Raw genomic sequence first — 22,295 nt, 5'->3', positions numbered from 1 at the left:
ATGCCGGTCCGGCGTCTGATGCAGTTGCTCATCGCCGTATTGGCGGCTGCCCTGGTTCTTTCAGGCTGCTCAGGCACCAGTGCCCCCTCGGTGGTGGTGGGGGAGGCGAAGCGCGGCGGCAGCGTGACGGTGGCAGAGGTCAATGCCTTCTCCTCGTTCAACCCCTACAGCGCCAACGGCAATACCGACATCAACTCGAAGATCGGTGCCATTACCCACTCCGGCTTCTACTACCTCGATGACAGCTCCAAAGTTGTCCGCAATGACAAGTTCGGGCACTTCGAAAAGGTCTCCGACCAGCCGCTCAAGGTGAAGTACACAGTCAACGAGGGCGTCAAGTGGTCGGACGGTGCGCCAATTGGCGCGGCCGACCTGCTACTAAGCTGGGCCGCCGGGTCAGGCTACTTCGACGACGTCGATCCAGCGGCCGGGAAGGGAACCAAGTACTTCTCCGTGGCGTCTGACACCACCGGGCTGGCAGGCACCCAGTTTCCTGAAATCGGCTCGGACGGCCGGTCCATCACCATCGAGTACGCAGCACCGTATGCCGACTGGGAAGTGGCGTTCGACGTCGGCCTCCCGGCCCACGTCGTCGCCGCCAAGAGCGGGCTGAACGATGAGGAGGACCTGGTTGATCTCCTCAAGGACACCCCGCGGGGCAATCCGGAAAAGCCGGCATCGAACCCCGCGCTCAAGAAGGTCAGCGACTTCTGGAATACCGGTTTCGATACAAAATCCATTCCCGACGATCCGGCACTCTACCTGTCCAGCGGCCCCTACATTGTCCGCGACATCGTCCCGGAGGTTTCAATGAAGCTGGTCCGGAACCGGGACTACGTCTGGGGTTCCGAACCCTGGCTGGACGAGATCAACGTCAGGTTCACCGGGGCAGTGCCGGCCGCAGTTGATGCCCTGCGCAACGGGCAGGCAGACATCATCTCGCCCCGGCCCTCGGCTGCCACGGACAATCTCCTCACGGGCCTGTCCGGCCAGGGCATCATCGTTGAACGGTACAAGCAGTCCGGCTACGACCACCTGGACCTCAACTTCGCCGGACCGTTCGCCGACAAGGACGTCCGGGAAGCGTTCCTCAAGACGGTTCCACGGCAGGCAATCGTGGACGCAGTGCTGGGAAACCAGGTGCCGGACAGCAAGCCGCTGGACTCGCAGGTCTTCCTGCCTGGACAGCCCAAATACGAAGAGACGGTAAAGAACAACGGCTCCTCAAACTACGCCAAGGTGGACATCGACGCCGCAAAGAGCCTCCTGAAGGGCGCAACCCCCACTGTCCGGATTCTCTACAACCGCGACAATCCCAACCGTGCCAGGGCGTTCACCCTGGTCCGCGACTCGGCCGTCCTGGCAGGATTCCGGGTGGTGGACGGTGGCCAGGGGAGTGCCGACTGGGCAGCTGCCTTGAGCCGTGGCGGCTATGACGCCGCCTTGTCCGGATGGATTGGGACCGAGGCCGGCGTGAGCCGGGTGCCGCAGATCTTCCGCACCGGGGCAGGCAGCAACTTTACGGGCTATTCCGACGGCGACGCGGACAAGGTCATGGAACAACTGTCCCAGACCACGGATCTGGGCAAACAGGACGAACTCCTGGCCGAGATCGACAAGCACGTCTGGGAGGACGCGTACGGGCTGCCCCTCTACCAAACCCTCGGCACAACTGCCTTCAACTCCAAGGTGGCCGGCGTGAAGACCAGTCCCGGCCCCCTCGGTGTGTGGTGGAACGTATGGGACTGGCGTCTGTCCTGACGCAGCCGCGTTTCCTTTAGGTCTTCCGGCCCTTGCGGGGAGCCGCGCCAGCCGATTCGCCGTCTGGCTTACTGGCGAGTAGCATGTGACGTGCCTAACTATCCACTGTGGCCTGGGGCATTTGACTGCGCCGGTCACGGTTTGGCAACGGAGTACCAGTATCTGGACTTTGTGCGGTTAGGCTAACCCGTATATGTAGGTTTCGTCACAGCGGTGTGCTGCGTCCGGCCTGCGGGGAAGCACAAGATTCCCCTATACATCTCTCCCACAACTCATAGGAGGCGGAATGCGTTTTACGCGCACTTCCAAAGCATTGGGCATCGTGGCAATCGCCGCGCTTGCCTTGACCGGATGCGGCACCGGTGGCGGTGGCAGCAATGAGGGTGCCAGCAATGCTGCCGGCGACCCGAACAAGGTCATCACGGCCTACAGCAACGAACCACAAAACCCGTTGCTGCCTGCCAACACCAATGAGGTCTACGGCGGCCGTGTCGTAAACCTGCTGTTCGAAGGCCTTCGCAGCTACGACGCGAACGGCAAGGCAGTCAACGCGCTGGCCGACTCGATCGACTCGTCGGACGCGCAGAACTGGACCATCAAGGTCAAGCAGGGCCAGAAATTCACCAACGGTGAAGCCATCACGGCCAAGACCTTCGTTGACTCCTGGAACTTCGCGGCAAACTCCAAGAACCTGCAGAACAATGGCTTCTTCTTCGAATCCATTGCCGGGTACGAGGATGTCTCCGCCGTCGATTCCGTCAAGGGTGCTGACGGCAAGACCACCACCACGCCCGCTCCCAAGGCCGACACCATGTCCGGCCTGCAGGCGACCGATGATTCCACCATCACGGTCAAGCTCGCCCAGCCCGAGGCCGACTGGTCCCTGCGCCTTGGCTACTCCGCCTTCTACCCGCTGCCCTCCGCGGCTTTGAAGGACCCCAAGACCTACGGTGAAAACCCCGTGGGCAACGGCCCCTACAAGTTCGAGAAGCAGGGTTCCTGGGTCCACGACCAGTCCATCACGCTGGTCAAGAACGCTGATTACAACGGCACCCGCCCCGCCAAGAACGGCGGCGTGACCTTCAAGTTCTACACCGACCCGGGCCCCGCGTACACCGACCTTCAGTCGGACAACCTGGACATCACCGACGTCCTGCCGTCCAACGCCCTGAAGACCTACGTCAACGACTTCCCGGACCGGAACGCCACCAAGCCCGTAGCCACCGATTCCACCCTGAACATCCCGGGCTACAACCCGAACTTCCAGGGTGAAGCCGGCAAGCTGCGCCGCCAGGCTCTGTCCTACGCCATCAACCGCGAGGAAATCGCCAAGGTGGTCTTCAACGGCACCCGCACCCCGGCCAAGGCCTTCGCGCCGCCGGTCATCGATGGCTTCAAGGAAGGCATCAAGGGCAGCGAAGTCCTGAAGTTCGACGCCGCCAAGGCCAAGGACCTGTGGGCACAGGCTGAGAAGATCAAGCCGTACGACAACTCCAAGCCGCTCCAGATCGCCTCCAACACCGATGGTGGCAACAAGGAATGGATCGATGCCGTCGCCAACGGCTTCAAGAACAACCTCGGCATCCAGGCTGAAATCCAGCCCTTTGCCAAGTTCGCCGAAGTCCTGAACCTGCGCAAGTCCCAGCAGCTGCCGGGCCTGACCCGCGCGGGCTGGCAGGGTGACTACCCGTCGCTCTACAACTTCCTGGGACCGGTCTGGGCCACGGGCGCTTCCTCCAACTACGAGAAGTACTCGAACCCTGAGTTCGACAAGCTCCTCAAGGAGGGCCTGGCCGCCAAGAGCACCGACGAGGCCAACGCCAAGTTCAACCAGGCACAGGAGATCCTGTTCCAGGACCTGCCCGGCCTGCCGCTCTGGGACCAGGCACGGCCGATCGTGTGGAGCAACAACATCGTGAAGGCCGAAACCGGCTGGAACGGTGAAATCCTCTACTACGGCATCACCGCCAAGTAGTCCCAGATCTAACTTGCCGTCAAGGCTGATGGGGGTTCCGGTTACGTCCGGGCCCCCATTGGCTTGCAAGCGGCAGGAAGGCACTCATGAACGCGTTTTCTCCTTTACCGGAAGGCAGGTAACACTGTGCTCCGGTTCATTCTGCGCCGACTCCTCCAGGTGATCCCTGTTTTCCTCGGCACAACCCTCTTGGTCTACTACATGGTGTTCGCCCTGCCCGGTGATCCCATTGCGGCCTTGTTCGGCGACCGCCAGCCCCCGCAGGCGGTCATCGACACCCTGCGCAGCCAGTACAACCTCGACCAGCCCTTCTGGGTCCAGTACGGCCTGTTCCTCAAGAACCTCTTCACCTTCAACCTGGGCAATGACTTCACCGGCCAGCCGATTGCGGCAAGCCTGGCGCGGGTCTTCCCGGTGACGGCGATGCTCGCCATCGAGGCGCTGGCCATCCAGGCCATCTTCGGGGTCGCGTTCGGCGTTTTCGCGGGCCTGCGCCGCGGCGGCTGGTTCGACTCCACGGTGCTCGTGGCATCGCTGGTGGTCATCGCCGTCCCCACCTTCGTGTTGGGCTTCGTCTTCCAGCTCGTCTTTGGTGTCCAGCTGGGGTGGGCCAAACCCACCGTGGGCGCCAATGCCAACTGGGTCACCCTGCTGCTGCCGGCAGTGGTCCTGGGACTCGTCTCCTTTGCGTACGTCCTCCGCCTGACCCGGGCATCGGTGAGCGAAAACATGAACGCCGACTACGTCCGGACGGCAACCGCCAAGGGTCTGTCCCGGCCCCGGGTGGTCCTGGCGCACATCCTGCGCAACTCGCTGATCCCGGTGGTGACCTACCTGGGTGCCAACCTTGGCGGGCTGATGGGCGGTGCCATCGTGACAGAGGGCATCTTCAATGTCCCTGGCGTGGGCAACAAGCTTTACCAGGCCGTCCTGCGCAGTGAAGGTCCCACTATCGTCTCCATCGTCAGCGTGCTGGTGCTGGTGTTCGTGGTGGCCAACCTGCTTGTCGATCTCCTGTACGCCTGGCTTGACCCGAGGATCCGCTATGACCAGTAATAACAGCCACTTTGTGGCACCCATCGACGAGACACCTCTGCAGGCAACGGACGCCGTCAAGACTGACCAGGCCCCGCTCAGCCTGTGGGCTGACGCCTGGCGCAAGCTCCGCCGTCGTCCGTTGTTCATCATCTCGGCACTGCTGATCCTTGCCCTGATCGTGATTGCGCTGTTCCCGGGCCTCTTCACGTCAACCCCGCCCAACGAGGGCTGTGAGCTCGCAAACTCCGAGGCAGGCCCCACCGCCGGGCACCCGTTCGGCTTCACCTTCCAGGGCTGCGACGTCTATTCCAGGGTCATCCACGGCACGCAGGCCTCACTTTCCGTGGGCCTGCTCTCGGTACTCTGCGTCCTGGTCATCGGTGTGACCCTTGGCGCCCTCGCCGGATACTACGGCGGCTGGATCGATGCCGTGCTGGCCCGCCTGGGCGACATCTTCTTCGCACTGCCGCTGGTGCTGGGCGCACTGGTGATCACGCAGCTCCCGCTGTTCCGCGAGAACAAGAGCGTATGGACCGTGGTATTCGTTATCTCGCTCCTGGCGTGGCCGCAAATGGCCCGCATCACCCGGGGCGCTGTCATCGAGGTGCGCAATGCGGACTTCGTCACCGCTGCACGGGCGCTGGGTGTTTCCAAGTTCGGCGCACTGATCCGCCACGTCCTGCCGAACGCCCTGGCCCCGATCATTGTCCTGGCAACGCTGGAACTTGGCGTGTTCATCGTTGCGGAAGCCACCCTGTCCTTCCTGGGCATCGGCCTACCGCAAAGCATCATGTCCTGGGGCAATGACATTGCAGGTGCCCAGGCATCAATCAGGACCCGGCCGGAAATCATGCTCTACCCGGCCGCCGCGCTCTCCCTTACGGTGTTGAGCTTCATCATGCTGGGCGACGCCGTGCGTGACGCCCTTGACCCGAAGAGCCGTCAGCGATGAGAGATAAAGAGATGACAACTCCAGACGTCCGCATTGATGAGGCCGGCACTACCGGCGTCAGGCCGCTGCTCGAAATCCGTGACCTGGCCATCACCTTCAAGACCGGCGGCGGTGAAGTCCAGGCTGTCCGGGACGCCCACCTGACCATCATGCCGGGCGAAACCGTGGCAATCGTGGGGGAATCCGGCTCCGGAAAGTCCACCACTGCCTTGGCGGCCATCGGGCTCCTGCCCAACAACGGCAGGGTCTCCGGCGGCCAGATCCTGCTCGACGGCGAGGACATTGCCCACGCCAGCGAGCAGCGCATGATCGAACTGCGCGGCAACACCATCGGCATGGTCCCGCAGGACCCCATGTCCAACCTGAACCCCGTGTGGAAGATCGGTTACCAGGTGAGGGAAACTCTGAAGGCGAACGGCCGTCCCAGCGGGCCGGACGACATCGCCAAGGTGCTCTCCCAGGCAGGCCTGCCGGATGCCAAGCGGCGGGCCAACCAGTACCCGCACGAGTTCTCGGGCGGCATGCGCCAGCGCGCGCTGATCGCGATTGGCCTGTCCTGCCAGCCGCGCCTGCTAATCGCGGACGAACCGACGTCGGCCCTCGACGTCACCGTCCAGCGGCAGATCCTGGACCACCTGGAAACCATGACCAACGAGCTGGGCACCTCGGTCCTGCTGATCACCCACGACCTGGGCCTGGCAGCCGAGCGCGCGGACAAGGTCGTGGTCATGTACCAGGGCCGCGTCGTTGAAGCGGGACCGTCGCTGGAACTTCTCCGCAACCCGCAGCACCCCTACACCAAGCGGCTCGTGGAGTCCGCTCCGTCGCTTGCCAGCCGCCGTATCCAGGTGGCCAAGGAGCAGGGCGTGGAGACGGCGGACCTCCTTGCGCCCGCCGCTGAAACGGTGAAGTCCGATACCTTCCTGCAGATCCAGGACCTGCGGAAGGTGTACAAGCTCCGCCAGGGGCTGGGCAAGACAACGGACTTCGCCGCCGTCGACGGCGTGAGCTTCGACGTCCGGCGTGGCACCACGACGGCGATCGTGGGGGAGTCGGGTTCCGGCAAGTCCACAGTGGCCAAGATGGTGCTCCAGCTTGAGAAGCCGACGGACGGCAGGATCCTGTTCGACGGCGTCGACACCTCCGCCCTGAAGCCTGCCGAACTGTTCAAGTTCCGCAGGCGGGTGCAGCCGATCTTCCAGGACCCGTACGGTTCGCTCGATCCGATGTACAACATCTACCGCACCATCGAGGAACCGCTGCGGGTCCACAAGATCGGCGACCAGGCCAGCCGGGAAAAGAAAGTCCGGACGCTGCTGGACCAGGTGGCGCTGCCCCAGTCCGCCATGCAGCGGTATCCGAACGAGCTGTCAGGCGGGCAGCGGCAACGCGTTGCCATTGCCAGGGCGCTGGCGCTGGACCCCGAAGTCATCATCTGTGACGAGGCTGTCTCTGCGCTGGACGTGCTGGTGCAGGCCCAGGTGCTCAACCTGCTTGCCGACCTGCAGGCCAACCTTGGACTGACCTACCTGTTCATCACGCATGACCTTGCCGTCGTCCGGCAGATCGCAGACCACGTGTGCGTGATGGAGAAGGGCCGCCTGGTGGAAACCGGGTCCACGGACGACGTCTTCGAAGCGCCGAAGCAGGACTACACCAAAGCGCTGCTGAACGCCATCCCCGGTGCGAAGCTGATGCTTCCTCCTGAGGTGGCGTAGCGGAACGTTTTCGCTGAACGGCTTGAGCCGGGATCTTCGGGTCCCGGCTCAAGCTGTTTCACTGCTCCACTGCCGGTTTCCGGTCCAGTCCCAGTTCGCGCAGCCTGTGCTCAAGAATCCCACCGAGCGCCACACGGCCTTCGGCGTTCATGTGGACGGCATCCGCCAGGTCTTTCGCCAGTCCGTACCGGGTGAGCCAGTCGCCCACGGAAACAAAGGGAAGTCCGTTGGCTGCTGCCACGGCACCCAGCAGAGCGTCCACCTCGCTGCGGCGCCCACCGCCGTCGTTTGCTCCCCGCGCCAGGGTGCCTATCATGGCAATCCTCGTGCCGGGATAGCGGGTCCGCAGTTCGGCAAGCAACCGCTGGGCGTTTCCTGCGATCTGCGCGTTGCCGGCGCCCCCGGCGGCGTCGTTCCCGCCACCCTCAATCACGATCAGTGCCGGCGTTCCGGCGGGAAGCAGCCAGTCCCCGCGCTGCAGGGCATCGATGTAATTGCCCGTGGAGCCGTTCGCCGCCACGAAGCCTGTGCCGCCGCGGCCGCAGAAGTAGACGTTGTAGCCGGCAGCGGCGAGGCCCAGGCGCGGCCAGCCATCCGCGGGTTCCGACTGTGAATCGCCAATCAGCAGCACGGTCCTGCTGATGTCCGGAACCACCGCCTCGAGCCGTCCGTTTCCGGGATTGCGGATCCGGGACGTGGCCACCACGGCCGGTTTCGCTCCTGCGCCGCCGGCTTGCCCCGCGGCCGCCTGTCCGTCCGCCGGCTGCCCGGCTGCCGCCCGTGCCAGGCCGCCCTGGGGAGAGTCCCCGGACAGTGCACAGCCGGCGAGTCCGAGCACTGCCGATACTGCGACCAGGCCGGACACAGCGGCGGCGGCAGCCCGGGCGGCACCCCGCGGTGTGCTGGCCTTGGCTGGGGGCATCGTTGGCTCCGGCGGTCTCGGAAGTGGGCTGTGTCACAGTCATCATGCCACGTACGCGGAAGTGGGAGTGAACTTAGTCACATGCCGGATCGGTTGGGCCTGATCGCGGCATTCCCGGCGCCGGCAAATCTGCCGGAATTTAGGCCAACAAATGGCTGGGCGGCTAGAATAGAGGAAGGCGCCCTGTGCCAAGGGCCTTGTCCGTCGTGCGTTCCAGTTGGAAATGTCGCGATACAACAGCTGACTCCACTGAATCGAGCCATTACGCATGTCTGAAACCACCACCAACACCGCGGTAGCCACTGCATCGCGCAGTGACCTGCGCAACGTCGCGATTGTGGCCCACGTTGACCACGGCAAGACCACCCTGGTCGACGCCATGCTCAAGCAGACCAACTCCTTTGCCGAGCACAACCACCTTGAGGACCGGGTGATGGACTCCGGTGACCTGGAGCGCGAAAAGGGCATCACCATCCTGGCCAAGAACACTACGGTGGCCTACAACGGTCCGTCTTCCAACGGCGAGACCATCACCATCAACGTCATCGACACCCCCGGCCACGCCGACTTCGGCGGCGAGGTGGAGCGCGGCCTGTCCATGGTGGACGGCGTCGTCCTCCTCGTTGACGCTTCTGAGGGCCCGCTGCCCCAGACCCGCTTCGTGCTGCGCAAGGCCCTTGCCGCGCACCTTCCCGTGATCCTGCTGGTCAACAAGACCGACCGCCCCGATGCCCGCATCGACGAAGTGGTCCACGAGTCCATGGACCTGCTCCTGGGCCTGGCCTCCGACCTTGCCGACGAGGTGCCGGACCTGGACCTGGACAAGGTCCTGGAAGTTCCCGTTGTCTACGCCGCCGCCAAGGTTGGCCGCGCATCGCTGGAGCAGCCCGCCAACGGTGCCGCCCCGGACAACGAGGACCTTGAGCCGCTGTTCAAGACCATCATCGAACACATCCCGGCTCCCACCTACAACCCCGAAGGTGTCCTGCAGGCGCACGTCACCAACCTGGACGCTTCCCCGTTCCTGGGCCGCCTGGCGCTGCTGCGCATCTACAACGGCACCCTGCGCAAGGGCCAGACAGTTGCCTGGGCCCGCGCCAACGGTGAACTCAAGAACGTCAAGATCACCGAACTCCTGGCCACCAAGGCGCTGGACCGCGTTCCGGCGGAATCCGCCGGACCGGGCGAAATCGTCGCCGTCGCCGGCATCGAGGAAATCACCATCGGTGAGACCCTGACCGACGCCGAGAACCCGCAGCCGCTGCCGCTGATCACCGTGGACGATCCCGCGATCTCCATGACAATCGGTATCAACACCTCGCCGCTGGCCGGCAAGGTCAAGGGCGCCAAGGTCACCGCCCGCCAGGTCAAGGACCGCCTGGACAAGGAACTGATCGGTAACGTCTCCATCAAGGTGCTCCCCACCGAGCGTCCGGATGCCTGGGAAGTCCAGGGCCGTGGCGAGCTGGCGCTGGCCATCCTGGTTGAGCAGATGCGCCGTGAAGGCTTCGAACTGACCGTTGGCAAGCCGCAGGTTGTCACCAAGACCGTTGACGGCAAGATCCACGAGCCGATGGAGCACATGACCATCGACGTGCCCGAGGAATACCTGGGCGCCGTCACGCAGCTGATGGCTGCCCGCAAGGGCCGGATGACCAACATGGCCAACCACGGCACCGGCTGGTGCCGCATGGAGTTCATCGTTCCCGCCCGCGGCCTGATCGGCTTCCGCACCCGGTTCCTCACCGACACCCGCGGCGCCGGCATCGCAGCGTCCATCTCCGAAGGCTACGAGCCCTGGGCCGGCCCCATCGAGTACCGCACCAACGGCTCCATGGTTGCTGACCGTGCCGGTGTTGTGACCCCGTTCGCCATGATCAACCTGCAGGAACGCGGCTCCTTCTTCGTGAAGCCCACCTCCGAGGTGTACGAGGGCATGATCGTGGGCGAGAACTCCCGCGCCGACGACATGGACGTCAACATCACCAAGGAAAAGAAGCTCACCAACATGCGTGCCGCTTCCTCCGACACCTTCGAGAACCTGACCCCGCCGCGCGAGCTCACCCTCGAGGAATCGCTGGAATTCGCCCGCGAGGACGAGTGCGTCGAGGTGACCCCGGAAGCCATCCGCATCCGCAAGGTCATCCTGGACACCAACGAGCGCGCCAAGGCCAACCGCGCCCGCGCCAAGGCATAGCAACGCCTGAACGCCCAGAATGCCACCGGTATTGCACCGGTGGCATTCTGCGTTGCCGGGCGGCGCGGCCAACCCAGGCCTCGATGCGCAGGGACGGCGTGGGCGCACTGGGCGCCTACTTCGGCGCCAGGGTCCGTTCTCCACATAGCCGTTTCCACCATCTGCGGATGCTCCCCGCGAGGCGCAGGCTTCAGACATGCAAACTATTTCTGAAGCACTGGCTGCCTTGGGCGGCGTTGCGGGCACCCGAACACTGTTACTGGCCGGCGTCTCCCGCCGATGCCTGGAAGCCGGACTATCAGACGGCTGCGTCCAAAGGATCGCCCGCGGCGTATTCGCCCTTCCGGATGCTGACCCCGTGCTTGTCCATGCGGCGCGCCATCACGCCGCACCTGGTTGCGTCACGGCCGCAGTGGCTTCCGGGTTATGGGTGATCAAGGCTCCGGATAGGCCGCATCTTGCCGCCCGCCATGGCAGGCCAATAGCCGGCTGTGTGGTGCACCGCAGCGACCTTCCGTTGACTCCTCTGGACGTCGTCTGCCAGTCTCTCCGCTGTCTGCCCCCTCTTGAGGGACTGACTATCGCGGAGTCCGCCGTCAAGAAAGGCCAAATCCAACTCGCGGAGCTGCGGGCGCGGTTTCCGGCCGCCCGTGAAAAGGCCCTGTTGAACCTGGTTGGCAGAATCCGACCCCAGTCCGGCTCCATCATCGAAACCATCGCCCGGTATCTGCTTGAAGAAGCGGGGCTTACAGTCGAGTTGCAGGTGCACATTCCTGGCATGGGCCACCTGGATCTCCTTGTTGATGGGCTGCTGGGCATTGAGGCGGACGGCTATGCCCATCACAGCAGCCGGGAGGCCTATCGGGAAGACAGGCGGCGTTGGAATGTCACCGTCATCAGGGGTGTCCCAACTCTCCGGGTGACGTTCGAGATGCTGGTCCGCGACCCCGCGGAGTTCGTTGGAATCGTCCGTAAGGCACTTGCCATGTACGGGACGGCGCGATGAAGCCCGGGATCAGCGCGCAGGAGCAGTCCGGGCGCACCGGGAGCGGCAGTCAGCGCACGGCCGGGCGGCGCGGGGGAGCAGGCGGGACCTCCTTGGCGGCCACCACCTGCCCAAGGGGAATAACGACGTCGGCCTGCCGGGTGCGGACGGTACAGGAACCGGCGTCGCACGCCAGCAGGTGACCCAGGGCGTCCGTGAGGCCTCCTTCGATCCGGTAACGCACCACCACGCGGATGCCGGGCGCAGCCGAGGCAAGGAAGCGGGCGGGTGCGGGTAGTGGCTGACTCACCAGTTCATACTAGGTGCGCCGGCTAGGTTCGCGGGAACGGGCTGGGGGATAATAGGCTCAGATGTCAACAGTCCGGCCGTGCTGCCGGATGCAAGAGCCGGCGGGAAGCCGGAACCCAACGTGGAGAGGCCAGGGACGTGACGTACGTAATCGCGCAGCCGTGTGTGGATGTTAAGGACAAGGCATGTATTGAGGAATGCCCGGTCGACTGCATCTATGAGGGCGAGCGTTCGCTGTACATCCATCCGGACGAATGCGTTGACTGCGGCGCCTGTGAACCGGTGTGCCCGGTGGAGGCCATCTACTACGAGGATGACACCCCCGAGGAATGGGCCGACTACTACAAGGCCAATGTTGAGTTCTTCGATGACCTCGGGTCCCCGGGTGGCGCGGCCAAGGTCGGCAACACGGGCAAGGACCACCCCATGATCGCCGCCCTGCCGCCGCAGAACCAAGACCACTGACGCGGACGCAAGCCGTGACCGCAGCAACGAATTCGTTTGGCCTGGATCTGCCCGACTACCCGTGGGAGGCCATGGCGCCGTACCTGGCGAAGGCTTCGGAGCATCCCGGCGGAGCCGTGAACCTGTCGATCGGGACACCTGTCGATCCCACGCCGCAGCTGATACAGGATGCACTGAAGGCGGCCGCGAATGCTCCGGGATATCCCACGGTGCACGGCACCCCGGCGCTCCGGGAAGCCATTGCGGGCTGGTTCGAGCGCCGGCGCGGCGTGTCCGGCCTTGATCCCCGGAACATCATGCCCACGGTGGGGTCCAAGGAACTCGTTGCGTGGCTTCCGCTGCTGCTGGGCCTCAAGCCGGGGGACGTCGTCGTACGCCCCAAGGTGGCCTACCCGACGTACGATATCGGCGCCACCCTCGCAGGCGTCACCTCCGTGGCAACGGACAACCTGGACGAACTCGATGACGCCACCCGCTCGCGCGTCCGCCTCATCTGGGTCAATTCCCCCGGGAACCCCACGGGAAGCGTCCGGGGCATCGAATCCCTTAAGGCGCTTGTGGAACAGGCGCGTGAGCTGGGTGCCGTGGTGGCCTCGGACGAATGCTATGCCGAACTCGGATGGGGGGACTGGGACGTCCAGCGCGGCGGCCGGCGCGTTCCCAGCATCCTGGACCCGCAGGTGGCGGGCGGCTCCCACCAGGGCCTGCTTGCCGTGTACTCGCTGAGCAAGCAGTCCAACCTCGCCGGCTACCGCGCGGCATTCGTGGCCGGTGATCCGGACCTGATGCCCAACCTGGTCAACAGCCGCAAGCACGCGGGCATGATTGTCCCTTACCCGGTCCAGGAGGCCATGCGCGTGGCCCTGGGGGACGACTCCCACGTCGAGGCCCAAAAGGACCTGTACAGGGGCCGGCGGGAGCGGCTGGTGCCCGCCCTGCTGGACTTCGGCCTGGAGATCAAGGATTCCGACGCCGGCCTGTACCTTTGGTCGACGGCGGGGGAGGACACGTGGGACACGGTGGCCCGCCTGGCTGACCGCGGCATTGTGGTGGGACCCGGCGTCTTCTACGGGGACGCCGGCAACGGCTATGTCCGCGTTGCCCTCACCGGATCCGACGAGCGGATCGATGCGGCCGTGGCACGCCTGGCCGGATCGGGCTCCTAAGGGTACGTAATAATCGTGTGACTCGCCCCACATCCGGCGCGTTTTAGGGTGCATTTGACGGCTGCGGATTAGTGACACCCGCCAAGGGGCGGTACTTTTAAGTGACTATCAATGGTGGCTTTCTACAAGAAGGCAGCCCGGGTGTTGGAACCTGTCTCCTCAGGCTTCGTGCGCGGCTCACCTGATGTTGGATCAAGCTTTCGACAGAGGCCCAGAAGCCTCATGAAGGGGACTCCATGACTGAGACCAACAATGCTGCGACCCTGCTCCACGCAGGTGGCGAGCTGAAGCTCCCGCGCATCCAGGTTGTTGAAGGGAACGAGGGTTACGACGTCTCCAAGCTGCTGAAGCAGACCGGTGCCGTGACCTTCGACCCCGGCTTCATGAACACCGCAGCAACCACCTCGGCAATCACCTACATCGATGGCGATGCGGGCATCCTGCGCTACCGCGGATACCCCATCGAGCAGCTGGCGCAGCACTCCAGCTTCCTTGAGGTGTCCTACCTGCTGATCTACGGCAACCTGCCCACGCCCACCGAGCTGGACGAGTTCGACCAGAAGATCCGCCGCCACACCCTGCTGCACGAGGAGCTCAAGGGCTTCTTTGGCGGCTTCCCCCGCGACGCGCACCCCATGCCGGTGCTGTCCTCGGCGGTGTCCGCGCTGTCCACGTTCTACCAGGACTCGCTGGACCCGTTCAACGCCGAACAGGTGGAGGTCTCCACCATCCGGCTCATGGCCAAGCTGCCGGTCATCGCCGCCTATGCCCACAAGAAGTCCATCGGCCAGCCCATGCTGTACCCGGACAACTCGATGAACCTGGTGGAGAACTTCCTGCGCCTCAGCTTCGGCCTGCCCGCCGAGCAGTATGAGCTGGACCCGGTCATCGTCAAGGCCCTGGACCTGCTCCTCATCCTCCACGCTGACCACGAGCAGAACTGTTCCACTTCCACCGTGCGCCTGGTGGGCTCCTCCAACGCCAACCTCTTCGCGTCCGTTTCGGCGGGTATCAACGCCCTCTTCGGCCCGGCCCACGGCGGTGCCAACGAGGCCGTGCTCAAGATGCTCCGCCAGATCCAGGCCGAGGGCCTCAAGCCCGAGGACTACATGGAGAAGGTCAAGAACAAGGAAGACGGCGTCCGCCTCATGGGCTTCGGGCACCGCGTGTACAAGAACTACGATCCGCGCGCCAAGATCGTCAAGGCCACGGCGCACGAGATCCTCAGCAAGCTCGGCGGCAACGACGAACTGCTGGACATCGCCATGCGGCTGGAAGAGAAAGCGCTTAGCGACGACTACTTCATCCAGCGCAAGCTCTACCCGAACGTGGACTTCTACACCGGCCTGATCTACAAGGCCATGGGCTTCCCCGAGAAAATGTTCACCGTCCTGTTCGCCATCGGCCGCCTGCCCGGCTGGATTGCCCAGTGGCGTGAAATGATCAGCGATCCCAACACCAAGATCGGCCGTCCGCGCCAGCTGTACATCGGCGAGCCGGAGCGGGACTACCCGGTCCGCTGAAACCGGCCATAACGACGGCGGCCGCCCACCTTTCCAAGGTGGGCGGCCGCTTCGCGTTGTGCCACATTCAAGGGGACTACGAGGCGTAGCCCTGGGGGTTGTTTTTCTGCCAGCGCCAGTGGTCCTCGCACATCTGGTCCACCGTCTTGGTGGTGGACCAGCTCAGGTCCGCCAGGGCGGACGTGGCGTCGGCCCAGAAGGCGGGCAGGTCCCCTGCCCGGCGGCTGGTGATTTCGTAGGGGATGGGCTTGCCCACAGCCTTCTCGAAGGAGCGCAGGACCTCCAGAACGGAGGAGCCCTTGCCGGAGCCGAGGTTCCAGCGGAAGACGCCCGTCCGGCCGGCAATGTGGTCCAGTGCCGCGACGTGCCCTGCCGCCAGGTCCACCACGTGGATGTAGTCGCGCAGGCAGGTGCCGTCCGGGGTGTCGTAGTCGCCGCCGAAGACCATGAGCTTCTCGCGGCGGCCCACCGCCACCTGGGCGATGAAGGGAACCAGGTTGTTGGGGATGCCCTGGGGATCTTCGCCGATGCGTCCTGAAGGGTGCGCGCCCACCGGGTTGAAGTAGCGCAGCAGTGCTATGTGCCAGCGGGAGTCGGCTGCGCCAAGATCGGAGAGGATGTCCTCGATCTGTTCCTTGGTGCGCCCGTAGGGGTTGTTGGCGCCGATTTCCATCTTTTCCACATAGGGGATGGGGTTGTGTTCGCCGTAGACGGTGGCGGACGAGCTGAAGACAATGGAGCGGACGTCGTGCCGGTCCATGACGCGGATGAGGTTGAGCGTGCCCACCAGGTTGTTGTAGTAGTACTTGAGCGGCTGCTGCACTGATTCGCCCACGGCCTTGAGCCCGGCGAAGTGGATGACGGCGTCAATGCCGGCGCCGGCGAAGACCTTGTCGACGGCGGCCTCGTCCACCAGGTCGACGTTGTGGAACTCCGCGGTCTTGCCGCTGAGCTCAGCCACGCGGCGCAGTGACTCCTCGCTGGAGTTGACCAGGTTGTCGATGACGGCCACGTCGTGGCCGGCTTCCTGCAGGGAAAGAACAGTGTGGGAACCGATGTAGCCGGTACCCCCTGTGACCAAGATTTTCATGCCTCAACGCTATCCCACGGGAAGCGGTCCCCGCCCCTGCGTCCCGGATGGCGGGCGTCGACCTGACGGTGGAGGCGGCAGTGGAAGCACAAGTGTGCTAATAAGAATGGTGCCCAAAATAGTAGACGCGGATGCCCGGCGTCAGGATGTTGTCCAAGCGGTTCTGCGTATCATCGCCGTGGATGGGCTGGAACGTGCCTCGCTGCGCGAAGTGGCGGACGAGGCCGGCCTGGCAGTCGGTTCCGTCCGGCACTACTTCGCTGGCAGTGATGAACTGCTGGCCTTCTCGTTCGGCACCGTGGTGGACCGGGTGGTCGGCAGGCTGGAGGCACTGCTGCCGGGCGTGCAGGAGGCTGCCCAGGCCAGCCCTGAACAGCGGCAGGCGGTTCTGACCCTCCTGGGCGGCATGCTTCCGCTGGATGAGGAATCAGCTGTGGAGGCCTGCGCCTGGCTTGCCTTCAAGAACGCGGCGCGGATCAGGCCGTTCCTTGCCGCCGAGGCCGACCGCAGCCACCGCGAGGTGGCCGCCATCGTGGGCGTAGTGGTTGCATCCCTGCTCCCCGAAGATGAACCGCAGGAGAACCTGGTGGTGGAGGCGGAACGCCTTCTGGCCACCCTGGACGGCCTGTGCATGCATGCCCTGCTGCAACCGGGCTGGATGACAGCGCAGATGTGCCGCGACGTGCTTGAGCGGCACCTGGACGGACTGGCACGGTAGGCGCCCGGGTCCAATCCTGCACTACCGGGAACTGGCTGCGGGAATAGACTGATAGCCGGGTACTGCAGAGCGGGTCATGCCGCCCGGCATGGGAAGGCCAGGGAAGGACTTTGGATGCATCACGCAAGCGGTTCAGGGTGGCAGATCACCACCGACACGTCCGGGCCAATGATGATCGCACTGTACGTCCGGGATGCGGCCGGCTTGAACGGAGTGGGACAACCGATGCTGTCCCATGCGTCGCCGAAGGTCCGTTCGGCTGACCACTCCCACCTGACGGCCGACGTTGGTGGCATCAGCGCGCTGAAGACCGAGTGGGAGGCCTGGTGGGAGCAGCTGCTGAAGGCCCATCCGCACACATCGCCGGAACTCTCCCCGCCCAGTTTTGACGCGTTCGGCAACTCTCCGGCCCTGCAGCGGGTCCTGCAGGCCCATTTCGGCTCCGCCCTCACTTGGGCCAGGGAGCGCAGGAGCGAATACGCCGAGCTCGAGGCCGAACGGGTGGCCTCCGGAACGGACCAGCTGCTTGAGGACATGGTGGACGACAGGCTGATGGAAGTGGGGCGGGACTCGCGGGACTTCAAGCTGACCATCATCGAGCTGCCGCTGGACGAGCAGCGGGCCTGGTACCTGGAGCCCGACAAGATCATCATGAGCCAGGATTTGATGGGGCAGCCGGACCTCCTCCGCAGCTACGTACAGCCGGTGCTGGAAATCCTGGTCTAGCCGCCCTTAAGGCAGGACGACGGCGGCCCTTCAGCTGCCGCCGTCGTCCTGCCGTACGGTGATGCGCACCTGTCCCTCCGGGGCCCCTGAAGCCTGCCATCCGTCCCCATCGGGACGGTGCCAGGTCCGGCCTGCCACCTCCACCTGGGTGACGGCCAGGTCCTTGGCGTTGGCAACCGCCCACTGGGCAACCGACCATGCCAGCGCGCCGTCGGCGTCCACCACCAGGGTGGCCCCGTCAACCTGTGAGTCCACGCCGCCGTAGGCCTGGTCCAGGTCGGTGGCCACCGATGCGGTTGTCCCGCCGGCCGCCGGGGAGCGGAGCGTGCACTGCACTCCGGCCGGCGTCTGTCCGGTGAGTCCGGAGGCAAAGGCCCGGCCCATGTCCTCGTGCTGGGCATATGCCTTGGGGTAGGCCGACTTCTGGACCCGCTGAGCAGCATCGGTGATGTCGAGCGCCTCGTAGCCCGGAATTTTCACCAGCGCGTCATAGAAGGCATTGACGGCATAGTAGGGGTCCATGATCTCGGCCTCCGTGCCCCAACCCTGGGACGGACGCTGCTGGAAAAGCCCCCGCGAGTCCGGACCGGCCTGGTCGCCGTGCCCGATGTTGCGCAGCTTCGACTCCTGCATGGCGGTGGCGATGGCAATGGTGGCGGCGCGCGCCGGCAGTCCCCGCCTGACGGCCGCCGCGGTGATCAGCGCGGCGTTGGCCGCCTGGTCCGGCGCAAGTTCACCGGTCCGGTTGCCGGCCGCAGCGGTGCAGCGCTCCGAAACGAGGGTTTCGGAACGCTGCACGAAGAACACTGCTGTGTAAATTCCGCCCGCTGCCAGTGCGAGGGTGAGCAGCAGCACCGCCAGGCGGCGCAGGCCGCGTCTGCGTGCCACGAAGGGATCAGTTGGCGTGCAGGGCGTCGTTCAGTTCAACGGTCTGGCCCTTGCGGGGCAGGGCCTCCACCGCCCCCGTGGTGGAGTTGCGGCGGAACAGCAGGTTGGGCACGCCGGAGAGTTCGGCGGCCTTGACGATCTTGGTGGTGTCATCGCCCACCTCGTCCTTGGGGCCCGGAACGCGGACCCGGGTGCCTGCCGTGACGTAAAGCCCGGCTTCCACCACGGAATCATCCCCGATGCTGATGCCCACGCCGGAGTTCGCACCGAGCAGGACGCGCTCACCGATGGTGATCTTTTCCTTGCCGCCGCCGGACAGGGTGCCCATGATGGAGGCGCCGCCGCCAACATCGCTGCCGTCGCCGGCCACGACACCTGCGGAGATACGGCCTTCCACCATGGAGGTGCCCAGGGTGCCGGCGTTGAAGTTGACGAAGCCCTCGTGCATGACTGTGGTGCCGGCGGCGAGGTGGGCGCCCAGGCGGACCCGGTCGGCGTCGGCAATCCTGACGCCGGAGGGGACCACGTAGTCCACCATGCGCGGGAACTTGTCCACGCCGTAGACGGTGACGGCGCCCCGGCGGCGAAGCCTTGCGCGTGTCAGTTCGAAGCCTTCGACGGCGGCCGGGCCGAAGTTGGTCCACACCACGTTGGGAAGCTTGCCGAAGATGCCGTCCAGGTTGATGGTGTTGGGCTGGGCCAGGCGGTGCGAGAGGAGGTGGAGGCGGAGGTAGGCGTCCGCGGTGTCCGCCGGGGCTTCATCGAGGTTGATCTGGACAAAGACCACCTTCTGCTCGGTGCCGCGGTCCTCGTCAGTGCCGTTCTCGGCGATCTGCACCAGGGTTTCATCCGCGTTGTCCACCGTGCGGAGGTTCTCCGCCGCAACTCCCAGTGCCGGCGCGGGGAACCAGACGTCCAGGACCGTGGCGTCGCCGGTGGCAATGGTGGCTACGCCAAAACCGTAGGCGGAACGGTCATCAGCGTTGGAGGTCAGGGTTTCGGGCACGGCAGAGGAAGCGGTCTCAGTCATGTGCCCCAGTCTATCGAGGGCGGGGCATGGGGTTCGAACTAGACTGGCTTCGTGACTGCTGAAACCGCCCCAGACTCTTCCGTGTCCACCCTTGACCTCCGCCAGGACGTGGCGCTGCTGACCGCAGCGCTCATGGACATCAACAGCGTGTCCGGCAATGAAAAGCAGCTCGCGGACGCCGTTGAGTCCGCCTTGCTTGGGATTCCCCAGCTGGCCGTGGTGCGCGACGGCGACGCCATCATCGCCCGGACCGAACTTGGACTCGCCGAACGTGTGATCCTTGCCGGCCATCTGGACACAGTGCCGCTTCCGCTCACCGAAGGATCCCGGGGCACCGTTCCCTCCAGCTGGGAATCGGGTGTTCCGGGCGAGGGCGTCCTGTACGGCCGCGGGGCCACGGACATGAAGGGCGGGGTGGCGGTCCAGCTCGCACTGGCGGCAGGATTGTTCGACGGCGGCGCGCAGCCCAAGCGGGACGTCACCTTCGTCTTCTATGACCACGAGGAAGTGGAGGCCGTGAAGAGCGGACTGGGACGCCTGGTCCGCAACCACGGCGACCTGCTGAAGGGGGACTTCGCCATCCTGCTGGAACCGACGGACGGCACGGTGGAGGGCGGCTGCAACGGCACCAGCCGGTTCGAGGCAAGCACGGTGGGGGAGGCCGCCCACTCGGCCCGCGCCTGGATGGGCAGCAACGCCATCCACGCCGCGGCACCGATCCTTGCCCGCCTGGCTGCCTACGAACCCCGGACCATCAATGTCGACGGGCTCGATTACCGGGAAAGCCTCAACGCGGTGAAGATCAACGGCGGCACGGCCGGGAACGTCATCCCGGACCGCTGCGTCGTCGAGATCAACTACCGGTTCGCCCCGGACAAGACGCCGGACCAGGCCGAAGCCCACGTCCGGGAGCTGCTGGCGGGCTTCGACGTGGTCCGCACCGATGCCGCCGCCGGCGCGCGGCCCGGACTGCAGCACCCGGCTGCCGCCTCGTTCGTGGCCGCCGTGGGAGCCGAGCCCAAGCCCAAATACGGCTGGACCGACGTCGCCCGCTTCAGTGAGCTGGGCATCCCGGCGGTGAACTTCGGCCCGGGGGACGCGCTGCTGGCGCACAAGGACGACGAGCACGTCCACGCCGACGCCATCCGCAAGTGCCTGGCCGCCCTGGAGAGCTGGCTCGCTGCCTGACGGTCCACGAACAGGAAAGGTCCGGAACTCCCCACGGGAGCTCCGGACCTTTCCTGTTGTGGGCTCTTGGAAGCTACGGAGCCGCAGCTTCCAAAACATCGGGTTCGGCCTTCGCCATGCCCCCGGCTGCCTTCTTGGAGCCGCGGCGCTCGATCCATACGGCAAGCCGCGAGACCGAGATGTTGATGGCGATGTAAATGGCCGCCGCCACGAAGAAGATGGGGAACAGGTATTGCGTGCCAAGGAAGTCCGCCATGACCTGCACCGCGCGCAGCAGCTCGCCGTACGCCACAATGTAGCCCAGCGAGGTGTCCTTCAGCAGCACCACCATCTGCGCCACGAGGGATGGCATCATGCGGCGGATCGCCTGCGGCAGCTCGATCAGCATGCGGGACTTGTAGCTGGTGAGGCCGATGGCCAGGCCGGCTTCCCGTTGTCCCTTGGGCAGGGACTGGATGCCGGCGCGGATGATCTCGGCAAAGACCGCAGCGTTGTACAGCACCAGGCCGGCCACGACGGCGATGAACGCCGAGGTGCCGAACCCGAGCAGGATGAAGAGCATCATGAGGACCACAGGCATGCCGCGGAGGAATTCCAGGATGATCCTCATGGGAATCCGGATGAATGCGGCATCCGAAATGCGGAGCAGGCACAGCAGCAGGCCCAGCGGGAACGCGATGACTGCCGCCAGTGCGGCTGCGGAAAGCGTGGACCCCAGCCCTTTACCGAGCAGTTGCCACACGTCGCCGCGGGTGAAGATTTGCCAGCGGCGCGCCTCGAAGATGCCCTGCTGGGCGAGGATCGTAACCACCCAGGCCAGCAGGCCGAGAATCAGCAGGCCGCCGATGATGGAGGCAATGAGGGAAACCCGGCGCGCTTTGGGGCCGGGGACGTCGTAGAGAACCGAGCTCATCGGGCAATCGCCACCTTTCGTTCCACCGTGTTGGCGAGGATTCCCAGCGGAACGGTGAGGAGCAGATAGAAGAACGCCGTGCCCAGCAGGACGGTGATGACGGCGTCGCCGTTGGCGTTGGCCAGCTGGCGGCCGTAGCCGAACAGCTCCAGGACGAAGAAGGCGCCGGCCACCGAAGAATTCTTGACGAGCGCGATCAGGATGTTGATCAGCGGCGGGATCACCGTCCGCAGGGCCTGGGGGAGGATGATGAGCGAGAGCACCTGGCCGAACTTCATGCCGATGCTGCGCGCTGCCTCGGCCTGGCCGACAGGCACGCTGTTGACACCTGAGCGGACAGCTTCGGCGATGAACGCGGCGGTGTAGGTGCTGAGGGCGATGATCGCGGCGATCTCGAACTGTTCGAACTTGACTCCGATACGGGGGAGCACGACTGCTGCAAAGAAGAACGCGATGGTCAGCGGGGTGTTGCGGAGGACTTCCACGTAGACGGTGCTGAAACCGCGGAGTGCCGCAACCGGGGAGACGCGTGCCGCGGCCAGCAAAGTGCCAAGGATCAACGCGAAGATACCGGAGACGACGGAAAGGAAAAGAGTGCGGAGAAAACCCTCCCAGTACAGGGGCAGGTTTTCAAAGATGACGTCCATAAGATCCTTCGGCTGTAAGCGTGGACGGATTGAAGGCTGTGCTGCCGGGGCCGTTGAGGGGCCCCGGCAGCATGGCGGACGCTA

20 protein-coding genes are annotated in these 22,295 nt (G+C 65.1%); 13 read left to right on the top strand and 7 right to left on the bottom strand.

What is annotated here, in order from left to right; translation table 11 throughout:
- The 5 genes from OUO20_RS10445 (at position 1) to OUO20_RS10425 (ending at position 7,444) form a co-directional block, all read left to right on the top strand.
- Positions 1-1,761, top strand: a complete 1,761-nt coding sequence (locus tag OUO20_RS10445) for an ABC transporter family substrate-binding protein (RefSeq protein WP_268001696.1) — start codon at positions 1-3, stop codon at positions 1,759-1,761.
- A gap of 286 nt (positions 1,762-2,047) precedes the next feature.
- Positions 2,048-3,736, top strand: a complete 1,689-nt coding sequence (locus OUO20_RS10440; RefSeq protein ID WP_018768615.1) for a peptide ABC transporter substrate-binding protein — start codon at positions 2,048-2,050, stop codon at positions 3,734-3,736.
- A gap of 126 nt (positions 3,737-3,862) precedes the next feature.
- On the top strand, positions 3,863-4,792 hold the full coding sequence (locus OUO20_RS10435; RefSeq protein ID WP_018768614.1) for an ABC transporter permease: 930 nt from the start codon (positions 3,863-3,865) through the stop codon (positions 4,790-4,792).
- On the top strand, positions 4,782-5,726 hold the full coding sequence (locus OUO20_RS10430; protein ID WP_018768613.1) for an ABC transporter permease: 945 nt from the start codon (positions 4,782-4,784) through the stop codon (positions 5,724-5,726). The genes OUO20_RS10435 and OUO20_RS10430 overlap by 11 nt, the downstream gene beginning before the upstream one ends.
- Positions 5,727-5,737: 11 nt before the next feature.
- On the top strand, positions 5,738-7,444 hold the full coding sequence (locus OUO20_RS10425; RefSeq protein ID WP_018768612.1) for a dipeptide ABC transporter ATP-binding protein: 1,707 nt from the start codon (positions 5,738-5,740) through the stop codon (positions 7,442-7,444).
- A gap of 58 nt (positions 7,445-7,502) precedes the next feature.
- Here the strand turns inward: OUO20_RS10425 and OUO20_RS10420 are convergent, their stop codons facing one another.
- Entirely contained in the window at positions 7,503-8,366 is an 864-nt protein-coding gene (locus OUO20_RS10420) for an SGNH/GDSL hydrolase family protein (RefSeq protein WP_268001695.1), read from the bottom strand.
- Between the two features lie 268 nt (positions 8,367-8,634).
- Between OUO20_RS10420 and typA the strand changes: the two genes are divergently transcribed.
- Together typA and OUO20_RS10410 are read left to right on the top strand one after the other, a co-directional pair.
- Positions 8,635-10,563, top strand: coding sequence for a translational GTPase TypA (typA, locus tag OUO20_RS10415; protein WP_018768610.1), 1,929 nt, complete (start codon positions 8,635-8,637; stop codon positions 10,561-10,563).
- Between the two features lie 517 nt (positions 10,564-11,080).
- The gene (locus OUO20_RS10410; protein ID WP_160144470.1) at positions 11,081-11,569 is read left to right on the top strand and encodes a hypothetical protein; all 489 of its coding nucleotides are present in this window, start codon (positions 11,081-11,083) and stop codon (positions 11,567-11,569) included.
- 49 nt (positions 11,570-11,618) lie between these two features.
- Here the strand turns inward: OUO20_RS10410 and OUO20_RS10405 are convergent, their stop codons facing one another.
- A complete protein-coding gene (locus tag OUO20_RS10405; RefSeq protein ID WP_043424755.1) occupies positions 11,619-11,858 on the bottom strand; it encodes a putative acetyltransferase in 240 nt (79 codons plus the stop codon).
- Between the two features lie 137 nt (positions 11,859-11,995).
- Here OUO20_RS10405 and fdxA point away from each other — a divergent pair, with 137 nt between their 5' ends.
- The 3 genes from fdxA (at position 11,996) to OUO20_RS10390 (ending at position 15,011) form a co-directional block, all read left to right on the top strand.
- A complete protein-coding gene (fdxA, locus tag OUO20_RS10400; RefSeq protein WP_026265673.1) occupies positions 11,996-12,322 on the top strand; it encodes a ferredoxin in 327 nt (108 codons plus the stop codon).
- Between the two features lie 14 nt (positions 12,323-12,336).
- Entirely contained in the window at positions 12,337-13,488 is a 1,152-nt protein-coding gene (dapC, locus tag OUO20_RS10395) for a succinyldiaminopimelate transaminase (protein ID WP_134163757.1), read from the top strand.
- 236 nt (positions 13,489-13,724) lie between these two features.
- Positions 13,725-15,011, top strand: a complete 1,287-nt coding sequence (locus OUO20_RS10390; RefSeq protein WP_018768605.1) for a citrate synthase — start codon at positions 13,725-13,727, stop codon at positions 15,009-15,011.
- A gap of 76 nt (positions 15,012-15,087) precedes the next feature.
- On the opposite strand, the gene galE is transcribed toward OUO20_RS10390, so the two are convergent.
- Entirely contained in the window at positions 15,088-16,101 is a 1,014-nt protein-coding gene (gene galE / locus OUO20_RS10385) for a UDP-glucose 4-epimerase GalE (protein WP_144599992.1), read from the bottom strand.
- Between the two features lie 109 nt (positions 16,102-16,210).
- On the opposite strand from galE, the gene OUO20_RS10380 reads away from it, so the two are divergent.
- Positions 16,211-16,819: a TetR/AcrR family transcriptional regulator gene (locus tag OUO20_RS10380; RefSeq protein ID WP_134163900.1), complete on the top strand. Its 609-nt coding sequence runs from the start codon at positions 16,211-16,213 to the stop codon at positions 16,817-16,819.
- Between the two features lie 114 nt (positions 16,820-16,933).
- Positions 16,934-17,545 carry a hypothetical protein gene (locus tag OUO20_RS10375; protein WP_018768602.1) on the top strand — a complete coding sequence of 204 codons (612 nt, stop codon included), beginning with the start codon at positions 16,934-16,936 and terminating at the stop codon, positions 17,543-17,545.
- A 30-nt stretch (positions 17,546-17,575) separates the two neighbouring features.
- Here OUO20_RS10375 and OUO20_RS10370 read toward each other — a convergent pair whose 3' ends face one another.
- Entirely contained in the window at positions 17,576-18,433 is an 858-nt protein-coding gene (locus OUO20_RS10370) for a hypothetical protein (protein WP_018768601.1), read from the bottom strand.
- 7 nt (positions 18,434-18,440) lie between these two features.
- The gene (dapD, locus tag OUO20_RS10365) at positions 18,441-19,463 is read right to left on the bottom strand and encodes a 2,3,4,5-tetrahydropyridine-2,6-dicarboxylate N-succinyltransferase (RefSeq protein ID WP_144599991.1); all 1,023 of its coding nucleotides are present in this window, start codon (positions 19,461-19,463) and stop codon (positions 18,441-18,443) included.
- Between the two features lie 51 nt (positions 19,464-19,514).
- Between dapD and dapE the strand changes: the two genes are divergently transcribed.
- On the top strand, positions 19,515-20,651 hold the full coding sequence (gene dapE / locus OUO20_RS10360; RefSeq protein ID WP_056394095.1) for a succinyl-diaminopimelate desuccinylase: 1,137 nt from the start codon (positions 19,515-19,517) through the stop codon (positions 20,649-20,651).
- 73 nt (positions 20,652-20,724) lie between these two features.
- On the opposite strand, the gene OUO20_RS10355 is transcribed toward dapE, so the two are convergent.
- Both OUO20_RS10355 and OUO20_RS10350 read right to left on the bottom strand, forming a co-directional pair.
- Positions 20,725-21,564, bottom strand: coding sequence for an amino acid ABC transporter permease (locus OUO20_RS10355; protein WP_018768598.1), 840 nt, complete (start codon positions 21,562-21,564; stop codon positions 20,725-20,727).
- The gene (locus OUO20_RS10350; protein ID WP_018768597.1) at positions 21,561-22,211 is read right to left on the bottom strand and encodes an amino acid ABC transporter permease; all 651 of its coding nucleotides are present in this window, start codon (positions 22,209-22,211) and stop codon (positions 21,561-21,563) included. Before OUO20_RS10350 ends, OUO20_RS10355 begins: the two co-directional genes overlap by 4 nt.
- Positions 22,212-22,295 lie beyond the last annotated feature (84 nt).

This window comes from Arthrobacter sp. FX8 (genome assembly GCF_026723805.1).
Classification (GTDB): Bacteria; Actinomycetota; Actinomycetes; order Actinomycetales; family Micrococcaceae; genus Arthrobacter.
The sequence above is the reverse complement of the archived record's forward strand: the minus strand, read 5'-3'. Positions and strand labels throughout refer to the sequence as shown.

Bases quoted from the DNA above. Each gene is read 5' to 3' on its own strand.
- OUO20_RS10445 (WP_268001696.1), top strand. From the start codon at position 1: ATGCCGGTCCGGCGTCTGATGCAGTTGCTCATCGCCGTATTGGCGGCT.
- OUO20_RS10440 (WP_018768615.1), top strand. From the start codon at position 2,048: ATGCGTTTTACGCGCACTTCCAAAGCATTGGGCATCGTGGCAATCGCC.
- OUO20_RS10430 (WP_018768613.1), top strand. From the start codon at position 4,782: ATGACCAGTAATAACAGCCACTTTGTGGCACCCATCGACGAGACACCT.
- OUO20_RS10425 (WP_018768612.1), top strand. From the start codon at position 5,738: ATGACAACTCCAGACGTCCGCATTGATGAGGCCGGCACTACCGGCGTC.
- OUO20_RS10420 (WP_268001695.1), bottom strand. From the start codon at position 8,366: ATGCCCCCAGCCAAGGCCAGCACACCGCGGGGTGCCGCCCGGGCTGCC.
- typA (WP_018768610.1), top strand. From the start codon at position 8,635: ATGTCTGAAACCACCACCAACACCGCGGTAGCCACTGCATCGCGCAGT.
- OUO20_RS10390 (WP_018768605.1), top strand. From the start codon at position 13,725: ATGACTGAGACCAACAATGCTGCGACCCTGCTCCACGCAGGTGGCGAG.
- galE (WP_144599992.1), bottom strand. From the start codon at position 16,101: ATGAAAATCTTGGTCACAGGGGGTACCGGCTACATCGGTTCCCACACT.
- OUO20_RS10375 (WP_018768602.1), top strand. From the start codon at position 16,934: ATGCATCACGCAAGCGGTTCAGGGTGGCAGATCACCACCGACACGTCC.
- dapD (WP_144599991.1), bottom strand. From the start codon at position 19,463: ATGACTGAGACCGCTTCCTCTGCCGTGCCCGAAACCCTGACCTCCAAC.
- OUO20_RS10355 (WP_018768598.1), bottom strand. From the start codon at position 21,564: ATGAGCTCGGTTCTCTACGACGTCCCCGGCCCCAAAGCGCGCCGGGTT.
- OUO20_RS10350 (WP_018768597.1), bottom strand. From the start codon at position 22,211: ATGGACGTCATCTTTGAAAACCTGCCCCTGTACTGGGAGGGTTTTCTC.